A 22456-nucleotide genomic window follows, 5' to 3' on the forward strand; every position below is an offset into this window, starting at 1 on the left:
TGTAGAGATTGAAAAAGTGTTAGTCAATCGTTTGGGTAAAGATTTATTTCGCGGGCTGGCGCGTTGATTGAGATAGAATCGCGCGCTGGAAATAGATGCTTGGAAGCCTCTCAGACATGCCGAATCAATCTCGCCCCGCCACACTGAAGTCCATGGCGACTGCTCTCGGGGTACACGTCTCTACGGTGTCCCGGGTGCTCAATGGCGACCCGGCAGGGGTCGAGCGAGCGGCTTCGACGGAGGTCGTGGCGCGTATTCGTGCGTTGGCCAAAGAATTGGATTATCGGCCGAACACGCAGGCATCCAACCTGAAATTGCGTAAAAGCCAGGAGATCTGCGTGCTCATGCCACGCCTCACCGACCTGGTGATGGCGACCATTTACGACAGCATCGACAGCGCGGCCGAACAAGCGGGCTATCTCACATTCGTCTCCAACACCGACGACCAGCAGGTACGCCAAATGGCACGTGCCGAGCACGCTTTGCGCCGCTCGGTGGCCGGGCTGATCGTCGGTGACTCTCACGTGGGTGAAACCCAGCCACTGCTTGACTTGCTTCAACGCAAACACATGCCCTACGTACTCGTCAGCCGCCAGATTTGCGGGCACCTGACGGCGGGCAGCGACGACGAAATGGGCGGCTGGTTGGCGGCCGAACACCTGTACCAACAGGGCTGCCGCGATGTGGCGATACTGGCGGGCGAACGGCATGCATCCACCGGGGCAGATCGGACCCGTGGGTTCATCCGCTATTACCGCGAGCAGGGCATAACACTGCGCCCGGAGTGGACCCTCAATGGCCCTTTTGACAGCCTCACCGGGCACAAGCAAGGCGAGTACCTGTTGGGACTCAACCCTGCCCCGCAGGCGTTTTTCGCGGTCAACGACTTCCTTGCCATCGGCCTGATGGGTGCGGCGCGTGATAAGGGATTGGCGCCGGGCAAGGACATTGCAGTGGTCGGTTTCAACGACACCCCACTGGCCAAAGAACTTTTCGTGCCGCTGACCAGCGTGCGCCTCCCGCTGGCGCAGATGGGCCTGCATGCGGTGGAGTTGCTGCACAAGCGCATTCAGGGCGAACCTGCCGAGTCGATCATCCTGGCGCCACAGTTACAGGTGCGGGCTAGCTCCTCGTTGTTGCGGCGCACGGATTGAAGGGTGACCCGCCTAGACGTCTGGCGCAGACGCCATTACCGGCCTCACGAACACCCACCGCCACCATCGGAACTGCGGCGTAGGTTTACCGCTGGTCACATCGAGGAAATCGACCCTGCGTAATCAAAACTACAGACTCAAGTAGCCCGAGAACAAGCCCAGCAGCCCCGCACACGCCATCGCTACCACCCCCAGACACACGACCCATTCCACGGGGCTGAGCTTTTGCCGCTGTTCCCGCTTGCCAAGGATAAACAGCGGTAGACCGACCATCCACACCACGGCGGCCAATAACACGTACTTCAAGCCAGCGCCGTAAAGCATGAACAACACAAAGCACACCGCAAAGCCTGCCAAGGCCATTTCCCAGTAACGCCCGGGCGCCTTTTCAGGCTCGTAGCCTCGTCCATTAAAGCCGCACTTGAACGAGTACATTGACGAGAGCAAATAAGGAAACAGCGCCAACGAGGTAGAGAACGACAGTAGCGCCAGGTAACCGGCGTTACTGAAGCCCGCCACCAGGATCATCGCTTGGGCGATGCCCGTGGTCAGCCACATGGCATTGCGCGGCGCACCGCTTTTGTTGAGTCGGCCCAGCCATTGAGTGGCACTCTTGCCGCGTCCTGCGAGCATCACCTCTTCGGCGCTCAGGGCCACCCAGGCAATTAACGCCCCGACGACCGAGACGATCAGGCACAGGTTAATCAGCAATCCGCCCCAGGGGCCGACCATCGACGCCATCAACCCCGCCATGGACGGCTGGTGCAAGGTGGTTATTTGCGCGGCCGGCATGATGCCAAGCGCCAATACCGAGGTGCCCACTAACAGCAGCGAGACAATGATTGCCCCCAATGTCGAGGCTTTGGCCACATCCGACAGTTTGCGCGCCCGCGTGGCGTAAATAGTTCCCGACTCCAGTCCGATCAGCGTCCACATGGCGGCCAACAATACCGTCTTGCTTTGATCGAAGATCGAGGTGGCATGGCGTTCGCCACGGAAATCCTCCATGAACACCCGGCTGTCGAAGTGATAGAGGGCAAAGCCAATAAACAGCACGATGGGCACCACCTTGGCGACGGTGGCGATGCTGTTCAACGTGGTACTGGTCTTGACCCCCCGCAGCACCAACAGATTGACGCCCCATAACAACGCCGAGGCGGCAAGGATCGCGGTCCAGGTGGTGCCTTCACCAAAGAAGGAAAATACCCCGAACGCCCCCAGGGCGCTGAAAATCACCACCAGATAAGAGGCGTTACCGATGGCATCCCCGGCGCCATGCCCGTAAGCCGCGATAAAACCGCCGATGTGACCGAAGCCGGCCTTGGACCAACCGTAGATGCCATCGTCGATGTCCGGTTGGCGCAGCGTCAGGTTGCGGTACACCGACACCAGCGAAAGCATGCCAAACACAACAATGCCCCAGCCGCACAGAATGCCGAGGGTTCCTGCGCCGCCTGTCAGAGTGGCCGGCAGAGCGAAAATCCCCGAACCGATTGCACTGCCGACAATGAGTGCGGTCAGGCCGAATAGGCCGACCTTGCCATCGCCGACAACGCCAGCCTTGGCGTGATGAAAAAGCCTCATCTTGAGTTGCTCCGTTTTCAAACATCAGTGGGTGCCGCTGCACAGGCACCATTAGAGTGTGAAACCAGGAACGTGACTTGATCTGGCGCAAGGCAACGAGGGGGCGCCCTGACCCGCTACAACGCCAAACCCGTGAGACATGCGAGATGGCCGAATACAGCCGCCCCCCATTGGCACCGGCAGAACGGAAAAGGTTGATCTGCCGCCCTATTGCAATGAGGCGGCGCCTAATCCTGACGCGGTAAACGCAGGAACAGCAGCGCTGACACAATGGTCAGCGCCCCCAGACTGAGATAAACCTTGGAGAAAACATCCATGACGCCCGACAGGCGCAACACGCCCTCATTCGGATTGAATAACACCAGCAAGGCCCCCGCCGCCGAAACTGCCAAACCAGTCGACAGTTGGGTAGTCACCGACATCAAACTGGTGCCTGCGCTTGCCTGATGATCATTCAGCTCGATCAGTGTCACTGTGCCCATGGCGGTAAACTGGACGTAGTTGGCGACGCCGATCAGCGACAGCAACGGGATAATCAGCCACAACGGTGTTTTCGCTTCGACAAGTGCCATGCTGCAAATCAGCACGCCTTGAGCCAGCGTGTTGCAACCGAGCACCGCACGATATCCGAAACGCCGTATCACTGCGCCGATAAACGGCTTGGTGGCCATTCCGGACACGGTCAGCGGGATCATGCTCATCCCCGCGACTGAGGGTGAATGGCCAAGCCCCACTTGCATCATCAACGGCGTCAGAAATGGCATTGCCCCACTGCCCAAGCGCGACATCAGGCTGCCAATGATGCCGACGGAAAAGCTGCGCAGGCGAAACAGCGACAGTGCGAACAACGGGTATTGGCTGCGGGAGGCATGTAGCCAATACAGCACCAGCGCGCTCACCGCGATGCCAAAGAACCCACCCGAGGCGTGCAGCGAGTCCTGGGACAGACTTTGCAGACCCAGGATGATTGACAGGGTAAATGCGCCGAACAAGCTAAAACCAACCACGTCAAAGCGTGTGCGTATGGCGCGGCGAAAATCGGGCATCAACTGATGAGCAGCGTAAGCGCCAAGTAATCCAATCGGCAGGTTGATCGCGAAAATCCAGCGCCAACTGGCGTACTCCACCAGCCATCCGCCAAGGGTTGGCCCCATCAGTTGGCCGACCAGTCCGGGGAATGTGACAAAGCTCATGACCCGCACCAGGTCGCTGCGCGGATAGGCGCGCAGCACCACCAGTCGTCCGACGGGCATCATCAGGGCACCGCCCAGCGCCTGGATGACACGTGCGATGATCAGCGAGTCGAGGGTGTTGACCTGGGTGCACAGCAACGAACCGGAGCAAAACAACATGATCGCCGTGTAAAAAGTCCTGCGGGTACCAAAGCGGTCGGCCAACCAGCCGGAAGCCGGGATCAGGGTGGCGACGGTAATGAGGTAGGCGATCAACACACCATGCATGCGCAGTGGGCTTTCTCTCAGGTCGACGGCCATTGCCGGCAATGCCGTGTTGAGGATGGTGCCATCCAAGGTTTGCATGAAAAACGCCACTGCCACCAACCAAGGCAATAAGCGTGCAGTGCGAGGGTCAAGCACAGCCTGTATGGTCACACATCACCTTTGCGTGGATTGTGATCGTCGATCAAAGCGAAACAGGCCACGCAGCATTGAAGTTGCGTGACCTGCGCAGTGGGGACAGAGGGTAACGCGCAAGGGCTACATCACACGGGGGCAGCGTCGGGCTGCATCACGCGAACGTCATCGGCGATCAGCAGTTCCATATCGGTCAGTTCCAGGATCTCCTCTACGGAAAAGCCTGGAGCGATTTCTTCAAGGACGAACCGGTTTCCTCGGCGCACCAGCAATGCCAGGTCAGTCACGATCACATCGACACACTGCGGAGCGGTGAGCGGGTATTGGCATTCACGCACGAGTTTGGAGCGCCCCTTGCTGTCACTGTGTTCCATCACGATGATGAGCTTGCTGGCGCCGGCGATCAGATCCATTGCCCCACCGATGCCTCCGCCGACCTGGCCCGGCACGCTCCAATTGGCGAGGTCGCCGTTCTGCGCCACTTGGTATGCGCCCAGCAACACGGCCGACAGTTTTCCCGAGCGAGCCACTTCGAACGACACCACGCTATCGAACAAGGCGCCACCCGGGCGCATGTCGATGAAACCGCCAGCGGCATCGAAAAAGTCAGGATCGGGTACACCGGTATCGCCAAGCAATTCATAGCCCAGCGCCCCGTTCTCGGCATGCAGCGTGATGCTGCGCCCGCTGACATGCGAGGCGATTAACGTTGGCAAGCCGGAACCCAGGTTGACGTAACCATGCTCCGGCAACAGCGCCGCAGCGCGTTGCGCAAATTCCAACCGCGAGAGTGCCGGTTTGCCGAAATACTCGCGCCGGGTGTCTGGCGCCCGGCGGCCCAGCGCGCCTTTGGGGATTGCGATCTTCTTGGTGGCAAGCACCACCCGCGCCACAAACACGCCAGGCAAGCCGACTCTTTCCGGCGGGATAGCGCCTACCTCGACAATTTCATCAACTTCAACGATGGCCACCCGCGAGCCTTTGGCGAAGCTCGGGTGAAAATGCATGCTGCTGCCGCGAAACTCGACGTTGCCACTCGCATCCGCACGGAAACCCCGCACCAGCGCATAGTCGACCGGCAGTGCGCGCTCAAGCACATACTCCTTGCCATCAAACTCGCGCAGCTCCTTGCCCTCGGCCAGGCGCGTGCCCACGGTCACCGGGCTGTAGAACGCTGGCAAGCCGGCGCCGGCTGCACGCAAGCGCTCCACCAGAATCCCTTGCGGCACCATCTCCAGCTGCACGTCGCCGGCAGCGGCGCGTTGCTCCACCAGAGACGCAAGGCCGGGCCGCGCGGAGAACGACAAAATCACCTTACTGACCTGCCCGTTTTCAAGCAGCAGTTCCGGCCGGTATTCACCAGCCCCCAGCGAGTTGGCAACCACGCAGAGGTCACGAGCGCCCTGCTCCTTGAGGGCGATTACCAGGCTGTTCGGATAGCTATGGCCCACGCCAAAGCCGGCAATGGCAACGGATGCACCGTCAGGAATATCGGCGACAGCGGCCTCGGGAGAAGAAAATATTTTTGTCATGGGGCTTACTCAGTCAGGAGTGGACGGAATCGCAACAACGCAGCGCTGTCTCCCGCATCGCAGAACACAGCGCTCACGGGCTGACCGATCTGAAGTTGCGTGGGGTCGCAGTCGATGATGTTTGTCATCACGCGCGGGCCTTCGTGAAGGTCGACGAAGGCAAGCACATAAGACGGCGTTTCGCGGTACGCGCCTTCGCCACGGCGCACGATGGTGAAGCTGTAGATCGAACCGCGTCCGCTCGCTTCAAACCATTCGACGCAATCGTGTCCACATTCCGGGCAGAACTGGCGCGGATACCAAATCACAAAGCTGCACCGCAGACAGCGCGGCAACATCAGCCGACCGGCCTTTGTCCCCTCCCAGAAGGGCTGGGTTTCCGGGACAACCAGTGGGGTTGGCGCCGGCAGTTCAGAACCACTCATGCATCACCTCGACCAAGAATTAATGTCGCGCTGCACAGGCGTGAAATCCCGCCGCCCGTGCCATGGGCCAAGGCCAGTCGGCAATTGTCGACCTGCACTTCGGGATGGGCCTCGCCGCGAAGCTGGCGAACGGCTTCAATGATTTTGATCATGCCGCCTTGATAGCCGGGGTGGTTGTTGCACAGGCCGCCGCCATCGGTGTTAATCGGAAGCCGCCCACCCACACGCAACGCCCCGTCCGCCGCGAACGCGCCGCCCTGCCCCTTCTTGCAAAACCCAAGATCCTCCAGGGTCATCAGCACCGTGATGGTGAAGGAGTCGTAAATGGACGCGTAATCGATGTCGGCCGGTGTCACCGCAGCCTCCTCGAACGCTGCGGGTCCCGACCACACGGCGGCGGTGTAGGTCATGTCCAGACGCCCACCCATGGTGTGCTTGATCGCTTCGCCATGCCCCAGGATGTCGACCGATTGACGCTGCAATCCGGCGGCTATTTCCGGCGTCGTGACGATCACGGCACCGCCGCCATCGGTGACCACACAGCAATCCATGCGCCGCAGCGGATCGGCAACGAAGGGCGACGCGAGCACCTCGTCGAGGGTGACGGGTTTTCGCAGCATCGCGTTAGGGTTGAACTGTGCATGAAACGACGCGGCCGCCTTCACTTCAGCCATTTGCCGCGCAGTCGTTCCGTATTCGTGCATGTGCCGCCGTGCGGCCAGTGCGTAGATGCCCAGGTTGGTTTCGCCGTAGGGCGCCTCGAAGGCGTACTCGGGCGTGTCCGGCGCCAGCTTCGGGCCGCGGACTATGCCGCGAACCCGCGCGCCTTGTGTCACCAAGGCGATACGGCACTTGCCGCTCGCCACGGCAAGCGCGGCGTGGCCGACATGACACAGATAGGAAGACCCGCCCGTAAACGTAGAGTCGGTGTAACGCAGTCGTTTAAGACCTATGTATTCCGCCAGCGAGATGGCGCCGAAGCCAAGTTGGCCGGTGCAGAAAAAACCATCGATATCCTGCAGCCCCAGCCCCGCATCGGCGAGCGCGCCAAACGCCACCTCCGCGTGAATCTGCTGTGCCGAGCGATCCGGTAGGTCTCGGCCCGGGTGCTCATAAGCACCCACAATTACCGCCTTTGCATTTAAGCTCACGTAGTACTCCAAGACACATTGCGATCACTACACGTTAATGGCCCTGGTACCGGGCTGCCAGGCGCAGCGCGCTAGTGTCCGCAGTGTGAATCCGCACGTAATCGGCCTTCGCTTCACACCGCCGAAGAGGCCTGTGCCTTGGCCCCTTCGAAGCGTTGAGCCAGCTTGAGCCGCCACTGCTCGATCCCTTGAAACCCGGGCTGCGTGCGGCACAACGCTTCCGTTTCGCGACGCAATACGTCTTCGGGTTGGTCCAGATCGATCGGTGCGCGAAACGGCTGGTCGACATACCACGGCGTATCGACAAACGCCTCGGCGCGATTGCCTTCGGGGTCGCGAAAGTAAATCGACCACGCCGTGCCATGGGTGATGATGTCGAGGTCTTCGATCTGCTCGCCCCTGAGCGCGCTGCCGATGCGTTTCAATTCAGCCAGGCTCGATACGCGAAACGAGATCTGATTGATGACGCGCGAGTGGTCGTCGGCCGCCCGGCCGTTGGCGATAACAAACTGGTGATGGACCTCGGGCTCCGAAGTCAGAAACACAATCGACCGCTCCGGGCCGCGCTTGATATCGCTGATCACGAAGCCGAACACGCGCTGATAGAAACCCAGCATGGCTTCGAAATCGCGCACATGAATCCCCACATGTCCCAAGTCCATAGTCTTTAACCTTTTCAGTTGGAGTAACGCGGTTCGTCAGTGACGCACAGGCAGCGGAAACCGCTCCAGGTAGGTCACGAATTCCGGTTCCAGATCGATATGAAGCGCCGCCATGATGCGAACCATGCCGTTGTATTCGCCGATGGCGATGAGTAGATCGATGAGCGATTCGGCGTCCAGTGCTTCACTCAATACCGCGAACGTCGCATCACTTAAGCTCAGCCGCTCGGTCATCTCGCGGGCGGCCTGCAACACCGCACGGGCCAGCGGTTCGAGTGTGGTTGGCTGCCCGGCGCTGTCGGCGGCGATGGCCAGGATGTCGGCTTCACTGACACCGAACGACAACGCGACATCGACGTGGTGCGCATACTCGTATTCGCTGCCGGTCGAGTAGCCCACCTGCAAAATGGCCAGCTCGCGCAGGCGCGCATCGAGCGTGCTCTCGTGCCGCAGGTACATGCCGGTGCCGGCAACATGCCGGGCGCCGCGTGGGCTGTTGGCGAGCGCACGGGTGATATTGGATTTCATGCGCGGCATGTCCTGGAATTCAGGTGCCAGGTCTTCACGGTCGAGATAGCGTACACGGGCCATGATCAGACACCCTCGCCGACGATCAACGCCAGAGGGTCAAGGCCGGCCCGCGCAAACTCCACGATCTGCTCTTCGTAACCCACTTGCGAACTGATCAAGAACTTCTCTTGCAGCAGCCCCTCGATCAACGTAGATGCCGCGAACTCCGCCGTCGCCGGCTTGCCGCGCCGAGGGTCAACGCCGTCAAGAAACTCGGCCATGCTCGGGATCGCGGTGCCCGAGGTGGTCTGGCTTTGACCGCCAGGGCGATCGGACGTAGCCGTGATGCCTGGACAGAACACCGACACGCGCACGCCATGGGGTTTCAACGCGTGCGCCAGGCCGTAGCTCATGGCCAACTGCGCGCCCTTGGTGGTCGTGTACGGAATCTGAAAGCGCGTGGGGGGATCGGGCAGGATGGCCAGTGACGACGCGGTATTGACCAGGTAACCGCTGCCCCGCTCCATCATGGCGGGCAACACGGCACTGATCATGCGCACGTAGCCCAGCACGTTGACTTGCAGCGCGGTTTCCCAGGCAACAAAAGGAATGTCCTCGATGCGCCCGGCAATGGGCGGCATCGACGCATTGTTGATCAGCACGTCGACCGGGCCGTAGGTGGCGACGACCGTGGCTATCAACGCAGCGACGTCCGCGTCCTGGGTCACGTCGCAGCGCACGCCTATCGCATCGCCACCTTCGAGTTGAATCGACTTCGCGACTTCCTCGGCTTTTTCGCCGTTGAGATCGGCGATGACGACGCGGCTGCCCAGCAGGGCCAGTTTCTTGGCGGTCATGCGGCCGATACCGGTTGCCGCGCCGGTAATCAGGACGGTTTTATTCGCAAATTCCATCAGTCTTTTCCCATGTCAAAGGTCTCATTCAGAAATACGCCCAGCGCCGCCCAGGAACGATGATCGGACGCTGCCGAGTAACCGAAGCCGGGGCGCGGGTTGCTGCCGGCCTCGGGGCTGGTGAACCCATGGCCGGTGCCGCCATACAAGTGGACTTGCCAATCAACCCCCGCCGCAGACATCTCCTGCGTGAACGCGGTGATTTGTTCCGTAGGCACCAGAGGGTCGGATGCACCCGAGCAGACCAGCACCTTGCCCTGGATCCGGTTGGCGGTATTGGCCTGCGTCGGAATCAAGGCGCCATGGAACACCCCGACGCCCAGCAGCGGTGCGCCGGTGCGCGCCAGTTCCAGCGCACACCAGCCGCCAAAGCAGTAACCAATCACCAGCATGCGCTGAGGGTCCACCTGAGGGACCTGCGCGAGCGCTTGGAGGCTCGCTTGCAGACGCTGGATCAGTCGCTCGGGTTGGCTTTTGAGTTGGTCGATATTCGCGCGCATGGTCGTGGGATCGTCGAACAGCACGCCCTCTCCGTGGACGTCTGCGGCGAGGGCGACGTAGTTCATCCGTGCAAGGGCGGCAGCGCGGCGGATCACATGCGGCCCGACGCCTGGCGCCTCCGGAAAGATCAGGATGCCGGGCACCTTGCCTTGCACATCCGGGCAGGCCAGTTGACCGCAGAAGCTCAGGTCATCGGCGCTATAGCGAAGCGGCGTAGTACTCAAGGCTGTTGCTCCCATTCGTCGATCAGCACTGGAACGGGGTGCACCACGGCGTGCACCCCCATGCTGGTGATCAGCTTGCACACGTCGATGATCTCGTTTGGAGTTGCGCCGTTCGCCAGCGCCGCCCGCATGTGTTGTCGCACGCCTGGGCCCGACAGTTGCGTGCATTGCGCATAAGCGGCCAAGGCGATCAGATGACTGTCCTTGGGCGAGAGCAGCCCGTTGGCACCCATCGCGGCCTCGGCAAAATTCAACCAGACCTCATAGAACGCAGGATCGACATTGATGGCGGCATCGACCTCAGGCAGGGCTGCGCCCAGCAATTGGAGATGCCGGCTGTGTACTGCCTTGACATGCGCCTGATGGTCGCTTGAGGTCAGTGCACCCGGCACAAGCTCCTCAAGCGCGGCCGCCCCCAGCAGATAGGTCTGAATGCCGACCGTACTGACAATCATCGCCACCGCGATCAGCTCCTCGAGCGAGGCCCCGAATTGCCGGGCGAAACGCGCATGCTGTCGCACGCCGCGCTCGAAGAAGTGCGTGGGCGAACAGTTGGTGGCCACGTAGATCAACTCCCGCATCTTCGACGAAAGGCTGCCGCGCTCCGACGTGTAGGCGGACAACTCCAGATACGCCGCCACATAGGCCGGGTTGCTGTGCATCAGCCGTTCCCAATCATCGTTCCAATAACCGCGTCGCTGTTTGAAACTCTCCCGGATGCGGGAGGCCGTCGCTTCAGAGGGCATGGTCGCTTTCCTTAGAACGGTGACAAGGGCGCGAAGCCGAAGTGAATGCGCGCAAAGTTCACCGCGGTTCGGTCCATCTGCTGGGTGAAGTGCGTGCGTTGAATCGCCAGGTCACGGTAGTAGCGCCCAAACATCGACGTGCTTTGGCCGGTCTGGGTGCCTGCCGTGGTGAAGAGCCGGTCGGCGGCTTCGAAGGCCAGGCGGGTCGCCTGCTGGACCATCAGGAATATGCGCCGGTCTTCCTCCTCCGAGAATTCGATACCCTGCTCCGACTGCGCCGTGCAGGCATCCATGTAATCCTGCGCCGCCTTGAGAAGCGCGGCGTCGGCGTTGTCCATCAGCGCCTGCGCCACACCGAAGTAATGCTGAAACTCGTGATGTTCCATGAGCTTGGTCTTTGGCGCGAAGCGCATGGGTTTGTTGCGCAGCAGTTCGTCGTAGAGATCGAGCATGCCCCGCGCGGTGCCCATCAACACGGCCCCGCCCTCGATCATGAAGAACCCGGCCTTGCGCCCGTTGTACATCGGATTGGGATGCACTTTGTCGCCAGCGGCCCCCACCCACATCGCCAGCGGTGCCACGCGGTGCTCCGGCACAAACAGGTTTTCCACCACCACCCGGCGCGAGCCGGTGCCCTGCATGCCGAGCATGTTCCAGTTATCGACGATCGAATAATCCTGGCGATCAATCAGCATCAGGACCGGCTTGGGCGCGGCGCCTTCCTGCGCAATCAAGCCGCTCGCCATGATGTGGGTTGCAATGTCGCAGCCAGAGGCAAAATCCCAGAACCCCGAAACCCTGTACCCACCCGGCACAGGCTGCACCGGTATCGGCGAGCCCAGGGACGGGCAACGGTATTCGCCGTCGTTGCCGTAGGCTTCGATCTGAGCCTGTTCGGAATGATCGGCCAGGATGATGGGGTGACCCGAGGTCAACGCCAGCACCCAGCCGCTTGAAGGACAGCCGCGTGCGACTTCGCTCATCACCCGGACATAGGTGGTCAGATCGAATTCGTAGCCGCCGAACCGGCGCGGCTGCACCACGCGGTAAAAGCCCGCGTTGATGAATTCCTCGTTGGTTTGCGCCAGCAGGCGACCCTCTGCCTCGGTGGCCGCCTGCCGATCGCGCAAGGTGTGACGCATCGCCGTGGCACGGCGAATCATCTCCTGCGGCGTCAAGTTGACCTCGGGAACCGGGATGGCGCCGCCAGCCGTCGACGCCGGTTGTGATCTCTGCCGATCACGGGCTTGTTCAGCGTCGATCACGGCTGCTTGCTCCCTTGGCGTTGGTCGCGTTCTGCGAACAATTGTCGAGCCAGGTCGGCGGCCTTCAGCTCGAACTGCAACCCAGGGTTGGTGCGAGCCATGGAGATATCGCGGAAGTAGCGCTGCATGCGCGTTCCATTTTTCGCCGCAGCGCTGGTCGCCGAGGCGCGGTACAGCATGTCGACGGCCTCGAAAGACAACTGCGCCGCATGCTGCAGCCCCGCTTGCAGACGCTGGTCATCGGAGCGCAGGTAGGTGCGTTTGCCTTCCATGCTCAGGCGTGCCAGGTCCATATATTCCTGCGCTGCGCCAACCACTGCGTGACGCGCCGCTTCAAGCTTGCCGAGGGCAATCCCATAAGGGCGCTGGTAATCGGGGTGTTCCGATTGCAGCACTGCGTTAGGGCCGAAAGCCTTGCGGGCACGAATGATGTTCTCGTACTCATCCAGCGCGGCAAAGCCAACGCCCACCATGATCGAGCTGATCTCGGTCTGGAAAAAACCCAACGTGCCGCCGGCGTACATCGGGTTGCCATGCAACCGCGCACCTTCGGTGCCTTGAGAGATATTCGGCGCGAAGAAATCCTCGCGCACCAGGAAGTGGTCCGGGATCCAGGCGCTGTGCATCTCCACGCTGTTGGAACCACTGGCGCGCATGCCGATGAAGTCGCCCCAGTTGTCGAGCATCTTCCACTCCGAGCGCGGTACCAACGCCACCGCCGCCTGCGGCGCGCCGCCTTCCTCGATGATTCTGACCCCGACCATCACGTGGGTTGAGTACGGTACTCCGGAGCAATAATCCCAGGTGCCTTCCAGGCGCCAGCCACCATCGGCACGGGTGGCGGTACCTGACGGAATGGCGCGTGCCGCTGCGGCGAAGTGCCCATCAACCCCAAAAGCCTCGGTCTGCGCGCTCTCGCCAAACAGTTGCGCCACATTCAGTGCGTGCCCCGCCGACAACGCCAGGCACCAGGCACTCCCCGGACAGCCGCGTGCAACCTCCATGACCATGCGCGCGAACGTCGGCACGTCGAACTCGTATCCACCATAACGTTGCGGCTGCAAGGTCCGATAAAAGCCCGCCTCCTCAAACGCCTTGTGCATTTGCGGCGAGTAGGTTCCGCGCTCCTCTGCAGCAGCCTGCCCCTCCAGCAACGCAGGACGCATTGCCACCGCCCGCGCAATCAAAGTTTCGGCAGTCAAGCCTGGCTCAGGCGGCGCCATGTAACCGGCCATGTTTTTCTTAAGCGTACTGACCATCGGTATCTCCTTAGCAATCTTCTATGGATAGCTACTATGAGAAGCCACAGTAGTCCTCCCGGATCAGGCGGAACAAGGCGCGGTTGATGGCTGTCCGGCCTGTGTATCTGAGGCCGAAATCGGCAAGCCAAACGTCGACCAGGATGCCGACAGGCGCGTCCGGCGGCGTGCAGCCGACACAGCGCCAACCCCACACGCTGCGCCGAGAGGGCTTGCGCACTCAACTCACCCAGGCCGCTGGGCGGCGCGTCGATTTACCACCGCGTGTTTGGTGTATAACCTTGATCGTTGAAGAGAATGAATCACGGCAGGCTGGGTGTTATTCGACAAACACCGGACTCAGGCACGCCGCCCCTCTTCAATGGCTACTTCATCCCGCACACAAAAAATCGACCATAACGAACGCCGGGAAACGCTCATGACTTATAAGACGATTTGTTCGTTGGACCGAGGGCTCAGAGTGCTTGAGTACCTCAATACGGTTCGCGCCTCCACCGTGCACGAGATCGCTCTGGAACTCCAACTTCCACGCCCCACCGTGTATCGCATCCTCGAAACCCTGGAAGACCGCGGGCTGCTCTATCGCAGTGTGTCCGACAGCGTATTTCGCTTGACCGACGCGGTGCGCCAGTTGAGCGCAGGGTTCACCGATGAAGAGTGGATTCGCACCCTCGGGGCGCCGCTGCTGCAGCGCCTGGGCGAGAAGGTCTTGTGGCCAACCGATCTGGCGACCTTCGAGCGCGATGCGATGATCATTCGGGAAAGCACCCATAGCTTCAGCCCCTTTTCAGTCGACGTGGGGATGATCGGACGCAAACGCCACCTTCTGAAAAGTCCGCTTGGGCGCGCGTATCTCGCGTTTTGTCCCGAGGACGAACGTGAGGACATTCTCGCCTCACTGCGCTGCTCGCAGGATCCGGACAACGCCTTGAGCCGTGACGAAGCGTTCCTGCAAAAAATGATCAGCAGCTCGCACGCCAATGGCTACAGCAACTGCCGCGATCTGGAGCATCCCAAGTGCGCGAGCATCGCCGTTCCCATCATGTACCAACAGAGCGTGATCGCCTGTATCAACATTGTGTGGGTGGCCGCGACGATTGATTACGACGAGGTGGTCAGCCGTTACCTGCCTGACCTCTTGCAGACCAAGCTCGACATGGAAGCCGGCCTGATAAAGATGGGGTTCGAGCGCTCGCGGGGTTAACCGCGAGTTCCACCGCAACGCAGCGGAAGTACCGTCACATCGACCCGATACGACCTTTGATCCACCCGCGAACACATGGACGTTCGCGGGGACGGACCGTCACTCCGTGCGTGCGTTTTTTCAGTTGCCGAATTGCGTCTTCAGACCTTCCAGTGCGCCATCGATATCTGCGCCGATACCCTTGGGCGCCAACTCCACCATGGGCGGAGGAACATCCGCTTCAATGGTGTAGGTGACGTCGGAGCCCGAGCCGTCAGCGACCACTACAAAGGTTGCATCCAGGCTCTTGATCGGTGGTGCACCTGGCGGGGTTTCCTGGCCGGGAACGAGTTCGTAGGTCAACGTCTTCGACTCATCGCTCAGATGCTTGATGCGATCGAGCATGGTGTTGCCACGCTTGAATAACACCTTGCGATCGCCATTGGGCAGCATCTCTACCGAATTGATGTGGGGCTGCCAGGCGGCGAAGCCGGCAAAGTCCTTAACAAATTCCCAGACATCCGACGCGCCAGCTTTCAATTTGACACTCTTGCTCACTGTGACAATCGTCATCGCTACTTCCTCTCTCGGTGGACAGACTGCGGCGGGCAGCCGCATACGCTATTGGGCAGTCGCTAGGGTGGTTGAGCTTAGGCGACTGCCGTAGACCTTCTAAACATGCAAGACGTCTCGAAGTCTATCGTGTGCCACGCGCGCGTGATCGTATGTTCTGGCGAGTGTCCGCTGGGTGTACCGACCACCCGATTGCCGTATTCGGCGCCAGGTTCAAAACCCATCGCACGCCCCCTCCTCTAATGGCAATCGCCCTCCCCAATGTGTCTTCAGCCGCTTGCCAGTCCGCGCCCGTACACCCAGCGGACAGCAACCAGGTGTTGGGTTAACTCCATAGGGTCGCTCGTTATGCTTCAGCGCGTTGACTCAACAATAAATACAATGGAGGAAACACATGAAACGCTTCATCAATGTCACGCGTGCCAAAACAATTGTCTTCGCACTGGGATTCTCAGCCCTTACCGCGACAGCTGCCGAATCAGGTCAGCAGACGCCAATAGCTTCGACCGATGCAACAAACAACCCACTGGATGCGAGCGCTGCAGTCGCCGCCAACAGCTCAATCGATCCCACCAAAAAGCTCATCAGAGGCGTCTTCCTGCAAGCCCAGACTGAAACCGGGCAGAACCCACCCGGTGTCGCGAGCGTCAGCGTAAGACCACCGGCCGATATTCCCCCACCCACCCGAAAGGGGCCACTTAGCGAGTTAGGCGATGAACTGGAAAAGCAGGGCTTCACGTTCGGCCTGTTCTTTACCAATGGCTATTTCACAAACCCTACGGCGGGTATCAAACCGGGCAGTTCCATGGACTCCCCGGCATTGTTCATGTCGGCCAACGCCGATCTGACCAAGCTCCTAGGGGTTCCCAATACACAACTGCACATCACGGAGGCGTGGGAGCCGCTGTCTCAAAACAACGGCGATTACTCCTATAAAGTCGGTTCCTCCCTTGCGCCCTTTCCCGCGACAACCACGAGTTCGAACCTGGTCAAGCTGACACTGTCGCACGATGTCTTCGATAAACAGCTTCACCTTGAATATGGCCGCATGAATCTGGGCGATGACTTCATGGTCTCGACAATGTGCGCCGGATGCATCACATCGACCCCGCTGATCACGGTGGGCGTGCCGCCCTTCGATAAATCACTTTGGGGGGCACGCGCCTCCTACAAACTGTCGCCCCATACTCGCCTGGGATTGGGCGTGACCGAGGACAATTACGGCCTTTTCAGCCAGTCGTCCGGATGGGATTGGATCTCTGACACCAGGAAAGGCTGGATATGGCTGGGGAATATGACGTACACCAGCGACTTCTCCGACAGCCGATATCCACTGAACGCTGAAGTCGGTGTGTACCACAACACAAGTCCGTACACGGATGACCTGTACAACAAGGACGGATCGACTCAGTCGCAGAATCCCTTTGGCACCGCAGTTACACATGACAGCGGCACCTCGGGCTTTTACGGCCAGGCAAGAAAGGTGCTCTGGACCAAAGCCGACGCGGACAGCATCGTTCCACCTAACGTTGCGGTGTACGGGGGCGCATTTGTCACCCCAGGCTCCGGTCAGTCATTTCCCCTCGAACTGTACGCAGGTAGCGAATATGGTGGCTTTATCAAAGGCAACCCGGCGGCACTGGTGGGCTCGACTGTGCGCTATCTACAGCTGAGCAAGGGGCGCGCTTTAAACGAGCAACAGACCAGTGCGGCAAGCGGCTGGGGCGACGATAAGGTTCACCGAGACACGTTCACGTTTGACGTGCACGGTCAGTACGGCGTCGCCCCCGGCGTGTTGGCCAACGCCTCGGCCCAGTACTTTCTGAATCCAAACAGGCAAGGTCCAAACGCGCTGGTAGGACCGACTCAAAGCGGCTGGTTGTTCGCCCTGACGTTCGTCATCGACATTGGCCGCATCAGTGGTCTGTCCCGATAAAAACCGTCGACGCTGACTCCGGCAGCACGTGCGTGCGCCGGAGTTCGGGCCGATCGATCATAGGCAGATAAACAGTTGAATCCATTGATTGTCGCGCCGGGCCTCATTGGCCCGAGCGCGTTTCAGACCGTCAGGCCATTTCGAATAGCTTGCCAAACCCGTGCACAGGCTCAGTTCGCCCCAGCAGGCGCAAGCAATGCCACAACATCGCCTGATTGCTCGTAACGACCGGCCGTCCCAACTCAGCCTCCAATGTGTCGATGATCGAAGACACGTTGATCGCCGTGCAGCTGAGAAAGTAAATGTCGGTGGAGTCGTCTCGATAGCTTCGCGCGAGTTCAAGCCATTTGGCAGGCGGGACTGCGGCCATGCTCGTGCCTTCCAGCAGGCCTAATCCAACCTGGCTGAGCACCTCAAATCCAAAATGCTTGAGATACTCGACTTCACGCAGATTCACCTCCTCGATATAGGGTGTGATCAGTACGATGCGCTTGGCCCGCAGCACCTTGAAGGCGGCCAGCAACGCATCCGATGTCGCCGTCGCCGGACAACCGCTGGCGTCAGCAATCCGCGAAGACAGCTGTTCACCCATGCTCGGATCAAACGTCGAGACCGCCGTGCAGTTGAACACGATCAAGTCCACGGCAGCGTCGGCCAGCAGGCTGCTGGCTTCTTCGATCTTCTCGGTCATGCCCAGCAGCGCGGCCTTAGACGAGCCGGCCAGTTTCAAGCGGGTCGTCAATATGTTCACGCCCGGCGGCAGCATTCGTTGAATCTCGGGTTCGGCCATGGCGTTACTCGAGGGCAACAGCATGCCAATTTTCAGCGGCCGCGCCAGGTCGGCTAGCGCTGATATTTCATGTACGGCGTGAGTGCTCATTTTCGTTTCCTCCGGGGAGATAGGTTGATACGTGATCCAACGCCTCGACACTATTGGCAACCGCCAGGATGTACCGATCGGGACGAATGATTACCGCCCTGGCATTCAGTTCGTCCAGGCACTGCTGCGCCTCGTCCGGCAGGCGTATGACGCCATTGAGGTCCCACAGCATCCTGGTCGCCGGCGAAACCGAATCCAGTAACTGGCGATCTCCGATGACCGCGAAGTTCGAACCCACGAATTCATCGAGGGGCACGCCGGATTCGAGTATGGGTTGCGCGAAGATAAACCCTGCGCAAGCGTCCTCGGCCCGATGCAGCCCCGCCCCGAGCCGAGGCACGAGGGAGCTCATTTTTCGAGGCCCCTGGCCGAGTTTGGCGTCCCTTTCGCGGGCTTGTTCGGGGTCGATTGTCTGGATGATCTCGCCGACTTCGATCGCGTGTTCGATGGTCGCGCGAACGTGTGCAGAGCGCTCCTGTTCATAGGTGTCGAGCAGGTCCGCCGATGCGCGCCCCTTGATCACCCAGTCCAGTTTCCAGGCCAGGTTGGCGGCGTCCCGCAGACCTGCACACAACCCTTGACCGAGGAAAGGAGGCATCAGGTGAGCGGCATCCCCGGCCAGCATTACCCGCGACCGACGCCACGGGTGGGCAATAACCCCATGGAACATATAGGTCACGGCGCGTTCGATTTGCGCGTCGTCGGGAACCAGCCACGGAGACAACAACCCCCAGACGCCTTCAGGCGAGGTAAGTGCCTCGATGTCATCGCCCGGCATGACCATGAATTCCCAGCGTCGCCGCTGGCCAACGCATCGCATGTAGGTCGTGGGGCGCTGGGGGTCGCAGAATTGAACGGTACCGTCGGTGAGGCCCGCGACTTCGCGATTCATGATCACGTCGACCACCAGCCATTTTTCGTGGCTGCCCAAGTCCTCCAGAGGCACGTCGAGGATGCCGCGCACCGGCGATCTGCCGCCATCGCAGCCGATCAGATACTGCCCGTTGACGACCTCTGGCGTGGTCTTGCCTCGGGCGATGAATTGCGCCTGCACCCCGTCTTCCGATTGCACCACGGACAGCAGTTCGCATCCGGTCCTGAGGCTCACGTGCGCAAAACGATCGAGCCCTTTGCGCAACACCGCTTCCAGCGCGGGCTGGTGAAACCGATAGCTGGGGTGCCAGTTGTGCGGGCCGACGGTGTCCGGCCTGGGCCAACTCAAAATCACCTCGTGCTTGAGGTTCACAAAGGTCATGCCGGGGTTCACATGGGTGAACGGCAGCGCCTCTTCGGCCAGCCCGATCGACTGCAACACGCGCATGATTTCACCATCGAAATGCGTCGCGCGCGGCAGTGGAAAAGTCTCGTCGATGGCTTCTATCACCGTCACCGACAGCCCAAAGGTCCCGAGCAGATTGGCGAGCGTGGCTCCCGTAGGCCCGAGTCCAACAATAATGACGTCTGAATAATTACTCATGACAATGCTCATGATGGGGGTTGATCCAGAGGGCTTAGCGCTCCTGTAAAGCGAGCCCCGTTAGTTGCGAGGGTGAGTCAATTGCAGCGAATCCCGTTCCGACTCGCGTCGGTCGATGTCCACGAGGTGATTCCACACGCTGGCGCGAGCGTGCGCCGAGTCCGCAACCTCCAGGCAGAGGTTCTCGATCTCCAAGGCTGTGCTCGGCTCGAGCAGGTCCCTGGACAGCCGGCGAAACTTTTGTCTCGCCTCGTCGATTTGAAAGGGCCGTTGCGGATCGCCCCAGGCATGAACGATTGTCTCGCTGGCGATGATCCGCTCGCCGATGAGCAGCTCTACCACCGCCGGATAGGCGTGCGGTGTCGCCGCTTGCAGATGCTCGTCGGCCAGCACTTCAACCTTGTCGGCAAGACGCGTCATCTCAACCCCGCGATGGGCCTGCGCACGCTCGACATCCAGCAGCTCATCGGGCATGACGCCCACCAGCGCGAGGTTGTAGGCGCAACTGGTCACACGGGACAGCCGACTGATCTCCACGTCGTAATGCGCCACCATGTTCGCGTGTGACGGCGGCAAGCGAACGCGCACCGCCGTCAGCGACTCGTGGTCGATACCCTGGTCAAGCAACTGCCGGAACCCGAACATCGCGGCGATGTTGTGCTTCGCCGCGCAGTAAGGCTTGATGCTCGCCCCCAGGATCGCGGGACGGCCCTGCAAGATACGCGCAATACGCTCGTGGCAGAGGGTCAGCCCGCGCATCGGCGACGCCTGATCATTCTCAAGCAGGCCCCGGTCGCCGGTGAAGCCTGCGGCGGCGCTCATGGCAGCGGCGCAACCGGTTCGGGCGGCCATCCCGAACAGCAGCCATCTGGCCGAGGTTCCTCGCACCGATGCAACCCCGGCACTCGCATTGCCCCCCGGTCGGCCATTGGACGAGGTCAGCGCAATTGCCAGCGCGTGGGCCGTGCGCTCCGCGTCCAGGTTGAGAAGCTTCGCCGTGACGGCCGCCGCCGTGACCGGCGCGAGCAGGAGGCTCGGCCAAACGCCCTGGTGCAATATTTTCGGGCCCGACACCGCTTCCCCCAGTCCGGTCATCACTTCATAACCAACGTGAACCGCTTCGGCGAAACGCGCCTGGCCAAACCAATCGCGCGGCAGGTTCGCTGCCAGGGTCAACGCGGTCATGACCACCAGCGCGCCGGGCGTGGTGCACGACGCCATGTGGATATCGTCGACCTCGGTCAATCTTGCCGTGGCCGTAAACAGCCCTACCGCATCGAGCGTCGACGAATTGAACGGTGCATGCTCGCCTCGCAGCCCGTTGAGAAGCCGCCCCTCGCGGGTTGCGCGCCCGGCGATCCAGGCGCCCACGGTATCGAGCACATGCACCGAGAGCGTTTGCGCGGCAGATTCCATTGCGTCGATGGAAGGCCCCGCGGTCATCCTTTGAGCAAGCGTATCAATGAGGGTCATCGAGAACGTTCCTGGGCCGGCGTAGACGCCTGCGGTCACTGAGGCCTGCGGCGCAGTTGCCTCTTCTGCCTGTCGCGGCGCCGCACGTGCGCACGGCGCGCTGGACCAAAACTTAGCACACACAAAACACGAACATCAATTCAATCTTGAATTATGAGAATTGGCACAATTTTACACCATCCATTAAAAACACTGTAACAACATGATAAATATGAATTTATTCGCACATATAACGATAAATCAGGCAATCGAACAGAATTTATATTTTACGATCAAATCTCACAGTGATAGATTTACTCGAAACAAAACCACAGCAGCCCGCTTGGCGGCCGACGAGATCCACGTGATCACACCGACGCTCAACCAGCCTCCAAACCTCGAGCCTTTGCGGGTCCCGTGTCCAATGCCTCATCAACAAGAGACTGCCGCCAATGAAACTTGCGTTCTTCGACTCCTACAGACTCGGCCTGATCATCGACGACTCGATCGTGGACATTTCGTCATTGATCAGTGGATTTCCCTACGCAAACCCCAACGATGCAATGATTCATCTGATTGAGCGGTTCGATGAATACAAGGACGCACTGGAGAAAGCGCAACGCCTGGGGCAACGGATCAACCTGTCTGGCGTTCGGCTGCGAGCACCGCTGCCCAAGCCGGGCAACATCGTCTGCATGGCGGTCAATTACATGGAAGACGGCACCCTGGCGGAGCCGCCACTGATCAATGCATTTCACAAGGCGTCCTCCTGTGTGATCGGGCCGGGAGACACTCTGGTGCTTCCTGATATCCCGGCGATCGTTTTCGAAGCGGAAGCGGAACTCGCGATCATTATCGGACGCCGGGCCGACAAGGTCGCGGCGGCGGACTGGCGGGACTATGTGTTTGGATACAGCAATTTCATGGACGGTTCGGCCCGGGGAATGAAGCCGGAAAAGAACAGTTTCTTCCAGGCAAAGTCGAGGAACACCTTCGCCCCGATGGGCCCATGGATCGTCACCGCAGACGAGATCGCCGACCCGCAGAACCTGGACATCGCCATGAACCTCAATGGCCAACCCCGGCAGCGCTTCAATACCAATGACATGGCCCACAGCATCGCAAACAGCATTGAGTGGCTAAGCCATATCCACCCGCTCGAACCCGGGGACATTATCGCGACGGGCACCAACCATCGCGGCCTTGGCGCCATTCAGGACGGCGACGTGCTCGAACTCTCGGTCGAGGGCCTAGGCACGCTATCGGTCAACGTCAAAGACGACCTGCGTCGAACCTGGTCGAACGAAACGCGCCTGCAAAGGCAAACCCAGGGACTGAACGCGCTCTCCCCACAACTGACCGGCAAATATGCGGCCAGCCAATAGAACGCGTGCATTGCAGGCTCTCAGGCTCCAAGGTGGGAGCCTGCGGGCGCT

Annotated in this window: 20 protein-coding genes; 4 read left to right on the plus strand and 16 right to left on the minus strand. The window is 60.5% G+C overall.

All coding sequences use genetic code 11. The features are described 5' to 3' along the window. Window positions 1-116 precede the first annotated feature (116 nt). Complete coding sequence (locus U5A08_RS18920) at window positions 117-1154, plus strand: LacI family DNA-binding transcriptional regulator (protein WP_321847994.1); 1038 nt, start codon at window positions 117-119, stop codon at window positions 1152-1154. 129 nt (window positions 1155-1283) lie between these two features. Here the strand turns inward: U5A08_RS18920 and U5A08_RS18925 are convergent, their stop codons facing one another. The 12 genes from U5A08_RS18925 to U5A08_RS18980 all read right to left on the minus strand — a co-directional run bounded on the left by U5A08_RS18925 (window position 1284) and on the right by U5A08_RS18980 (window position 13519). Then, window positions 1284-2738 (minus strand): amino acid permease, encoded by a 1455-nt coding sequence (locus U5A08_RS18925; RefSeq protein ID WP_321847996.1) that lies wholly within the window; start codon window positions 2736-2738, stop codon window positions 1284-1286. A 227-nt stretch (window positions 2739-2965) separates the two neighbouring features. Beyond that, a complete protein-coding gene (mdtD, locus tag U5A08_RS18930; RefSeq protein WP_321847998.1) occupies window positions 2966-4348 on the minus strand; it encodes a multidrug transporter subunit MdtD in 1383 nt (460 codons plus the stop codon). A 110-nt stretch (window positions 4349-4458) separates the two neighbouring features. After that, on the minus strand, window positions 4459-5862 hold the full coding sequence (locus U5A08_RS18935; RefSeq protein ID WP_321848000.1) for a 3-oxoacid CoA-transferase: 1404 nt from the start codon (window positions 5860-5862) through the stop codon (window positions 4459-4461). Window positions 5863-5867: 5 nt separating this feature from the next. After that, window positions 5868-6287: a Zn-ribbon domain-containing OB-fold protein gene (locus U5A08_RS18940; RefSeq protein WP_253397201.1), complete on the minus strand. Its 420-nt coding sequence runs from the start codon at window positions 6285-6287 to the stop codon at window positions 5868-5870. After that, window positions 6284-7438 carry a thiolase family protein gene (locus tag U5A08_RS18945; RefSeq protein ID WP_253397203.1) on the minus strand — a complete coding sequence of 385 codons (1155 nt, stop codon included), beginning with the start codon at window positions 7436-7438 and terminating at the stop codon, window positions 6284-6286. Before U5A08_RS18945 ends, U5A08_RS18940 begins: the two co-directional genes overlap by 4 nt. Before the next feature lie 113 nt (window positions 7439-7551). Next, a complete protein-coding gene (locus U5A08_RS18950) occupies window positions 7552-8100 on the minus strand; it encodes a VOC family protein (protein ID WP_253397205.1) in 549 nt (182 codons plus the stop codon). 36 nt (window positions 8101-8136) lie between these two features. Continuing rightward, a complete protein-coding gene (locus U5A08_RS18955; protein ID WP_253397206.1) occupies window positions 8137-8691 on the minus strand; it encodes a carboxymuconolactone decarboxylase family protein in 555 nt (184 codons plus the stop codon). 2 nt (window positions 8692-8693) lie between these two features. Continuing rightward, a complete protein-coding gene (locus tag U5A08_RS18960) occupies window positions 8694-9524 on the minus strand; it encodes an SDR family NAD(P)-dependent oxidoreductase (protein ID WP_253397207.1) in 831 nt (276 codons plus the stop codon). Continuing rightward, window positions 9524-10249 carry a dienelactone hydrolase family protein gene (locus tag U5A08_RS18965; RefSeq protein ID WP_321848004.1) on the minus strand — a complete coding sequence of 242 codons (726 nt, stop codon included), beginning with the start codon at window positions 10247-10249 and terminating at the stop codon, window positions 9524-9526. Before U5A08_RS18965 ends, U5A08_RS18960 begins: the two co-directional genes overlap by 1 nt. Further along, the gene (locus U5A08_RS18970) at window positions 10246-10995 is read right to left on the minus strand and encodes a carboxymuconolactone decarboxylase family protein (protein WP_321848006.1); all 750 of its coding nucleotides are present in this window, start codon (window positions 10993-10995) and stop codon (window positions 10246-10248) included. The genes U5A08_RS18965 and U5A08_RS18970 overlap by 4 nt, the downstream gene beginning before the upstream one ends. A gap of 11 nt (window positions 10996-11006) precedes the next feature. Continuing rightward, on the minus strand, window positions 11007-12260 hold the full coding sequence (locus tag U5A08_RS18975) for an acyl-CoA dehydrogenase family protein (protein WP_276193801.1): 1254 nt from the start codon (window positions 12258-12260) through the stop codon (window positions 11007-11009). Then, window positions 12257-13519, minus strand: a complete 1263-nt coding sequence (locus U5A08_RS18980) for an acyl-CoA dehydrogenase family protein (RefSeq protein WP_321848007.1) — start codon at window positions 13517-13519, stop codon at window positions 12257-12259. The genes U5A08_RS18975 and U5A08_RS18980 overlap by 4 nt, the downstream gene beginning before the upstream one ends. Window positions 13520-13937: 418 nt before the next feature. Here U5A08_RS18980 and U5A08_RS18985 point away from each other — a divergent pair, with 418 nt between their 5' ends. Then, the gene (locus U5A08_RS18985) at window positions 13938-14723 is read left to right on the plus strand and encodes a helix-turn-helix domain-containing protein (RefSeq protein WP_253397212.1); all 786 of its coding nucleotides are present in this window, start codon (window positions 13938-13940) and stop codon (window positions 14721-14723) included. Window positions 14724-14843: 120 nt separating this feature from the next. On the opposite strand, the gene U5A08_RS18990 is transcribed toward U5A08_RS18985, so the two are convergent. Then, the gene (locus U5A08_RS18990) at window positions 14844-15275 is read right to left on the minus strand and encodes an SRPBCC family protein (RefSeq protein ID WP_253397214.1); all 432 of its coding nucleotides are present in this window, start codon (window positions 15273-15275) and stop codon (window positions 14844-14846) included. 394 nt (window positions 15276-15669) lie between these two features. On the opposite strand from U5A08_RS18990, the gene U5A08_RS18995 reads away from it, so the two are divergent. Then, window positions 15670-17211, plus strand: coding sequence for a carbohydrate porin (locus tag U5A08_RS18995; protein WP_253397216.1), 1542 nt, complete (start codon window positions 15670-15672; stop codon window positions 17209-17211). Between the two features lie 130 nt (window positions 17212-17341). On the opposite strand, the gene U5A08_RS19000 is transcribed toward U5A08_RS18995, so the two are convergent. From U5A08_RS19000 to U5A08_RS19010, 3 genes are read right to left on the minus strand one after another with little or no spacing between them, the layout of a single operon-like run. Continuing rightward, window positions 17342-18091 carry a maleate cis-trans isomerase family protein gene (locus U5A08_RS19000; protein WP_425262808.1) on the minus strand — a complete coding sequence of 250 codons (750 nt, stop codon included), beginning with the start codon at window positions 18089-18091 and terminating at the stop codon, window positions 17342-17344. Further along, window positions 18069-19580 (minus strand): bifunctional 3-(3-hydroxy-phenyl)propionate/3-hydroxycinnamic acid hydroxylase MhpA, encoded by a 1512-nt coding sequence (gene mhpA / locus U5A08_RS19005; protein WP_253397219.1) that lies wholly within the window; start codon window positions 19578-19580, stop codon window positions 18069-18071. Before mhpA ends, U5A08_RS19000 begins: the two co-directional genes overlap by 23 nt. A 48-nt stretch (window positions 19581-19628) precedes the next feature. Next, window positions 19629-21041, minus strand: coding sequence for an MmgE/PrpD family protein (locus tag U5A08_RS19010; protein WP_321848009.1), 1413 nt, complete (start codon window positions 21039-21041; stop codon window positions 19629-19631). Window positions 21042-21472: 431 nt separating this feature from the next. Here U5A08_RS19010 and U5A08_RS19015 point away from each other — a divergent pair, with 431 nt between their 5' ends. Continuing rightward, window positions 21473-22405 carry a fumarylacetoacetate hydrolase family protein gene (locus U5A08_RS19015; protein WP_253397222.1) on the plus strand — a complete coding sequence of 311 codons (933 nt, stop codon included), beginning with the start codon at window positions 21473-21475 and terminating at the stop codon, window positions 22403-22405. Window positions 22406-22456: the final 51 nt, after the last annotated feature.

This window comes from Pseudomonas paraveronii (genome assembly GCF_963681955.1).
In the GTDB taxonomy this organism is placed as follows: Bacteria; Pseudomonadota; Gammaproteobacteria; order Pseudomonadales; family Pseudomonadaceae; genus Aquipseudomonas; species Aquipseudomonas paraveronii.

What these genes read in the sequence shown, in the direction of transcription:
- U5A08_RS18920 (WP_321847994.1), top strand. Translation starts at nt 117, where the DNA reads ATGCCGAATCAATCTCGCCCCGCCACACTGAAGTCCATGGCGACTGCT.
- U5A08_RS18925 (WP_321847996.1), bottom strand. Translation starts at nt 2,738, where the DNA reads ATGAGGCTTTTTCATCACGCCAAGGCTGGCGTTGTCGGCGATGGCAAG.
- U5A08_RS18935 (WP_321848000.1), bottom strand. Translation starts at nt 5,862, where the DNA reads ATGACAAAAATATTTTCTTCTCCCGAGGCCGCTGTCGCCGATATTCCT.
- U5A08_RS18940 (WP_253397201.1), bottom strand. Translation starts at nt 6,287, where the DNA reads ATGAGTGGTTCTGAACTGCCGGCGCCAACCCCACTGGTTGTCCCGGAA.
- U5A08_RS18950 (WP_253397205.1), bottom strand. Translation starts at nt 8,100, where the DNA reads ATGGACTTGGGACATGTGGGGATTCATGTGCGCGATTTCGAAGCCATG.
- U5A08_RS18955 (WP_253397206.1), bottom strand. Translation starts at nt 8,691, where the DNA reads ATGGCCCGTGTACGCTATCTCGACCGTGAAGACCTGGCACCTGAATTC.
- U5A08_RS18960 (WP_253397207.1), bottom strand. Translation starts at nt 9,524, where the DNA reads ATGGAATTTGCGAATAAAACCGTCCTGATTACCGGCGCGGCAACCGGT.
- U5A08_RS18970 (WP_321848006.1), bottom strand. Translation starts at nt 10,995, where the DNA reads ATGCCCTCTGAAGCGACGGCCTCCCGCATCCGGGAGAGTTTCAAACAG.
- U5A08_RS18980 (WP_321848007.1), bottom strand. Translation starts at nt 13,519, where the DNA reads ATGGTCAGTACGCTTAAGAAAAACATGGCCGGTTACATGGCGCCGCCT.
- U5A08_RS18985 (WP_253397212.1), top strand. Translation starts at nt 13,938, where the DNA reads ATGACTTATAAGACGATTTGTTCGTTGGACCGAGGGCTCAGAGTGCTT.
- U5A08_RS18990 (WP_253397214.1), bottom strand. Translation starts at nt 15,275, where the DNA reads ATGACGATTGTCACAGTGAGCAAGAGTGTCAAATTGAAAGCTGGCGCG.
- U5A08_RS18995 (WP_253397216.1), top strand. Translation starts at nt 15,670, where the DNA reads ATGAAACGCTTCATCAATGTCACGCGTGCCAAAACAATTGTCTTCGCA.
- U5A08_RS19000 (WP_425262808.1), bottom strand. Translation starts at nt 18,091, where the DNA reads ATGAGCACTCACGCCGTACATGAAATATCAGCGCTAGCCGACCTGGCG.
- mhpA (WP_253397219.1), bottom strand. Translation starts at nt 19,580, where the DNA reads ATGAGCATTGTCATGAGTAATTATTCAGACGTCATTATTGTTGGACTC.
- U5A08_RS19010 (WP_321848009.1), bottom strand. Translation starts at nt 21,041, where the DNA reads ATGACCCTCATTGATACGCTTGCTCAAAGGATGACCGCGGGGCCTTCC.
- U5A08_RS19015 (WP_253397222.1), top strand. Translation starts at nt 21,473, where the DNA reads ATGAAACTTGCGTTCTTCGACTCCTACAGACTCGGCCTGATCATCGAC.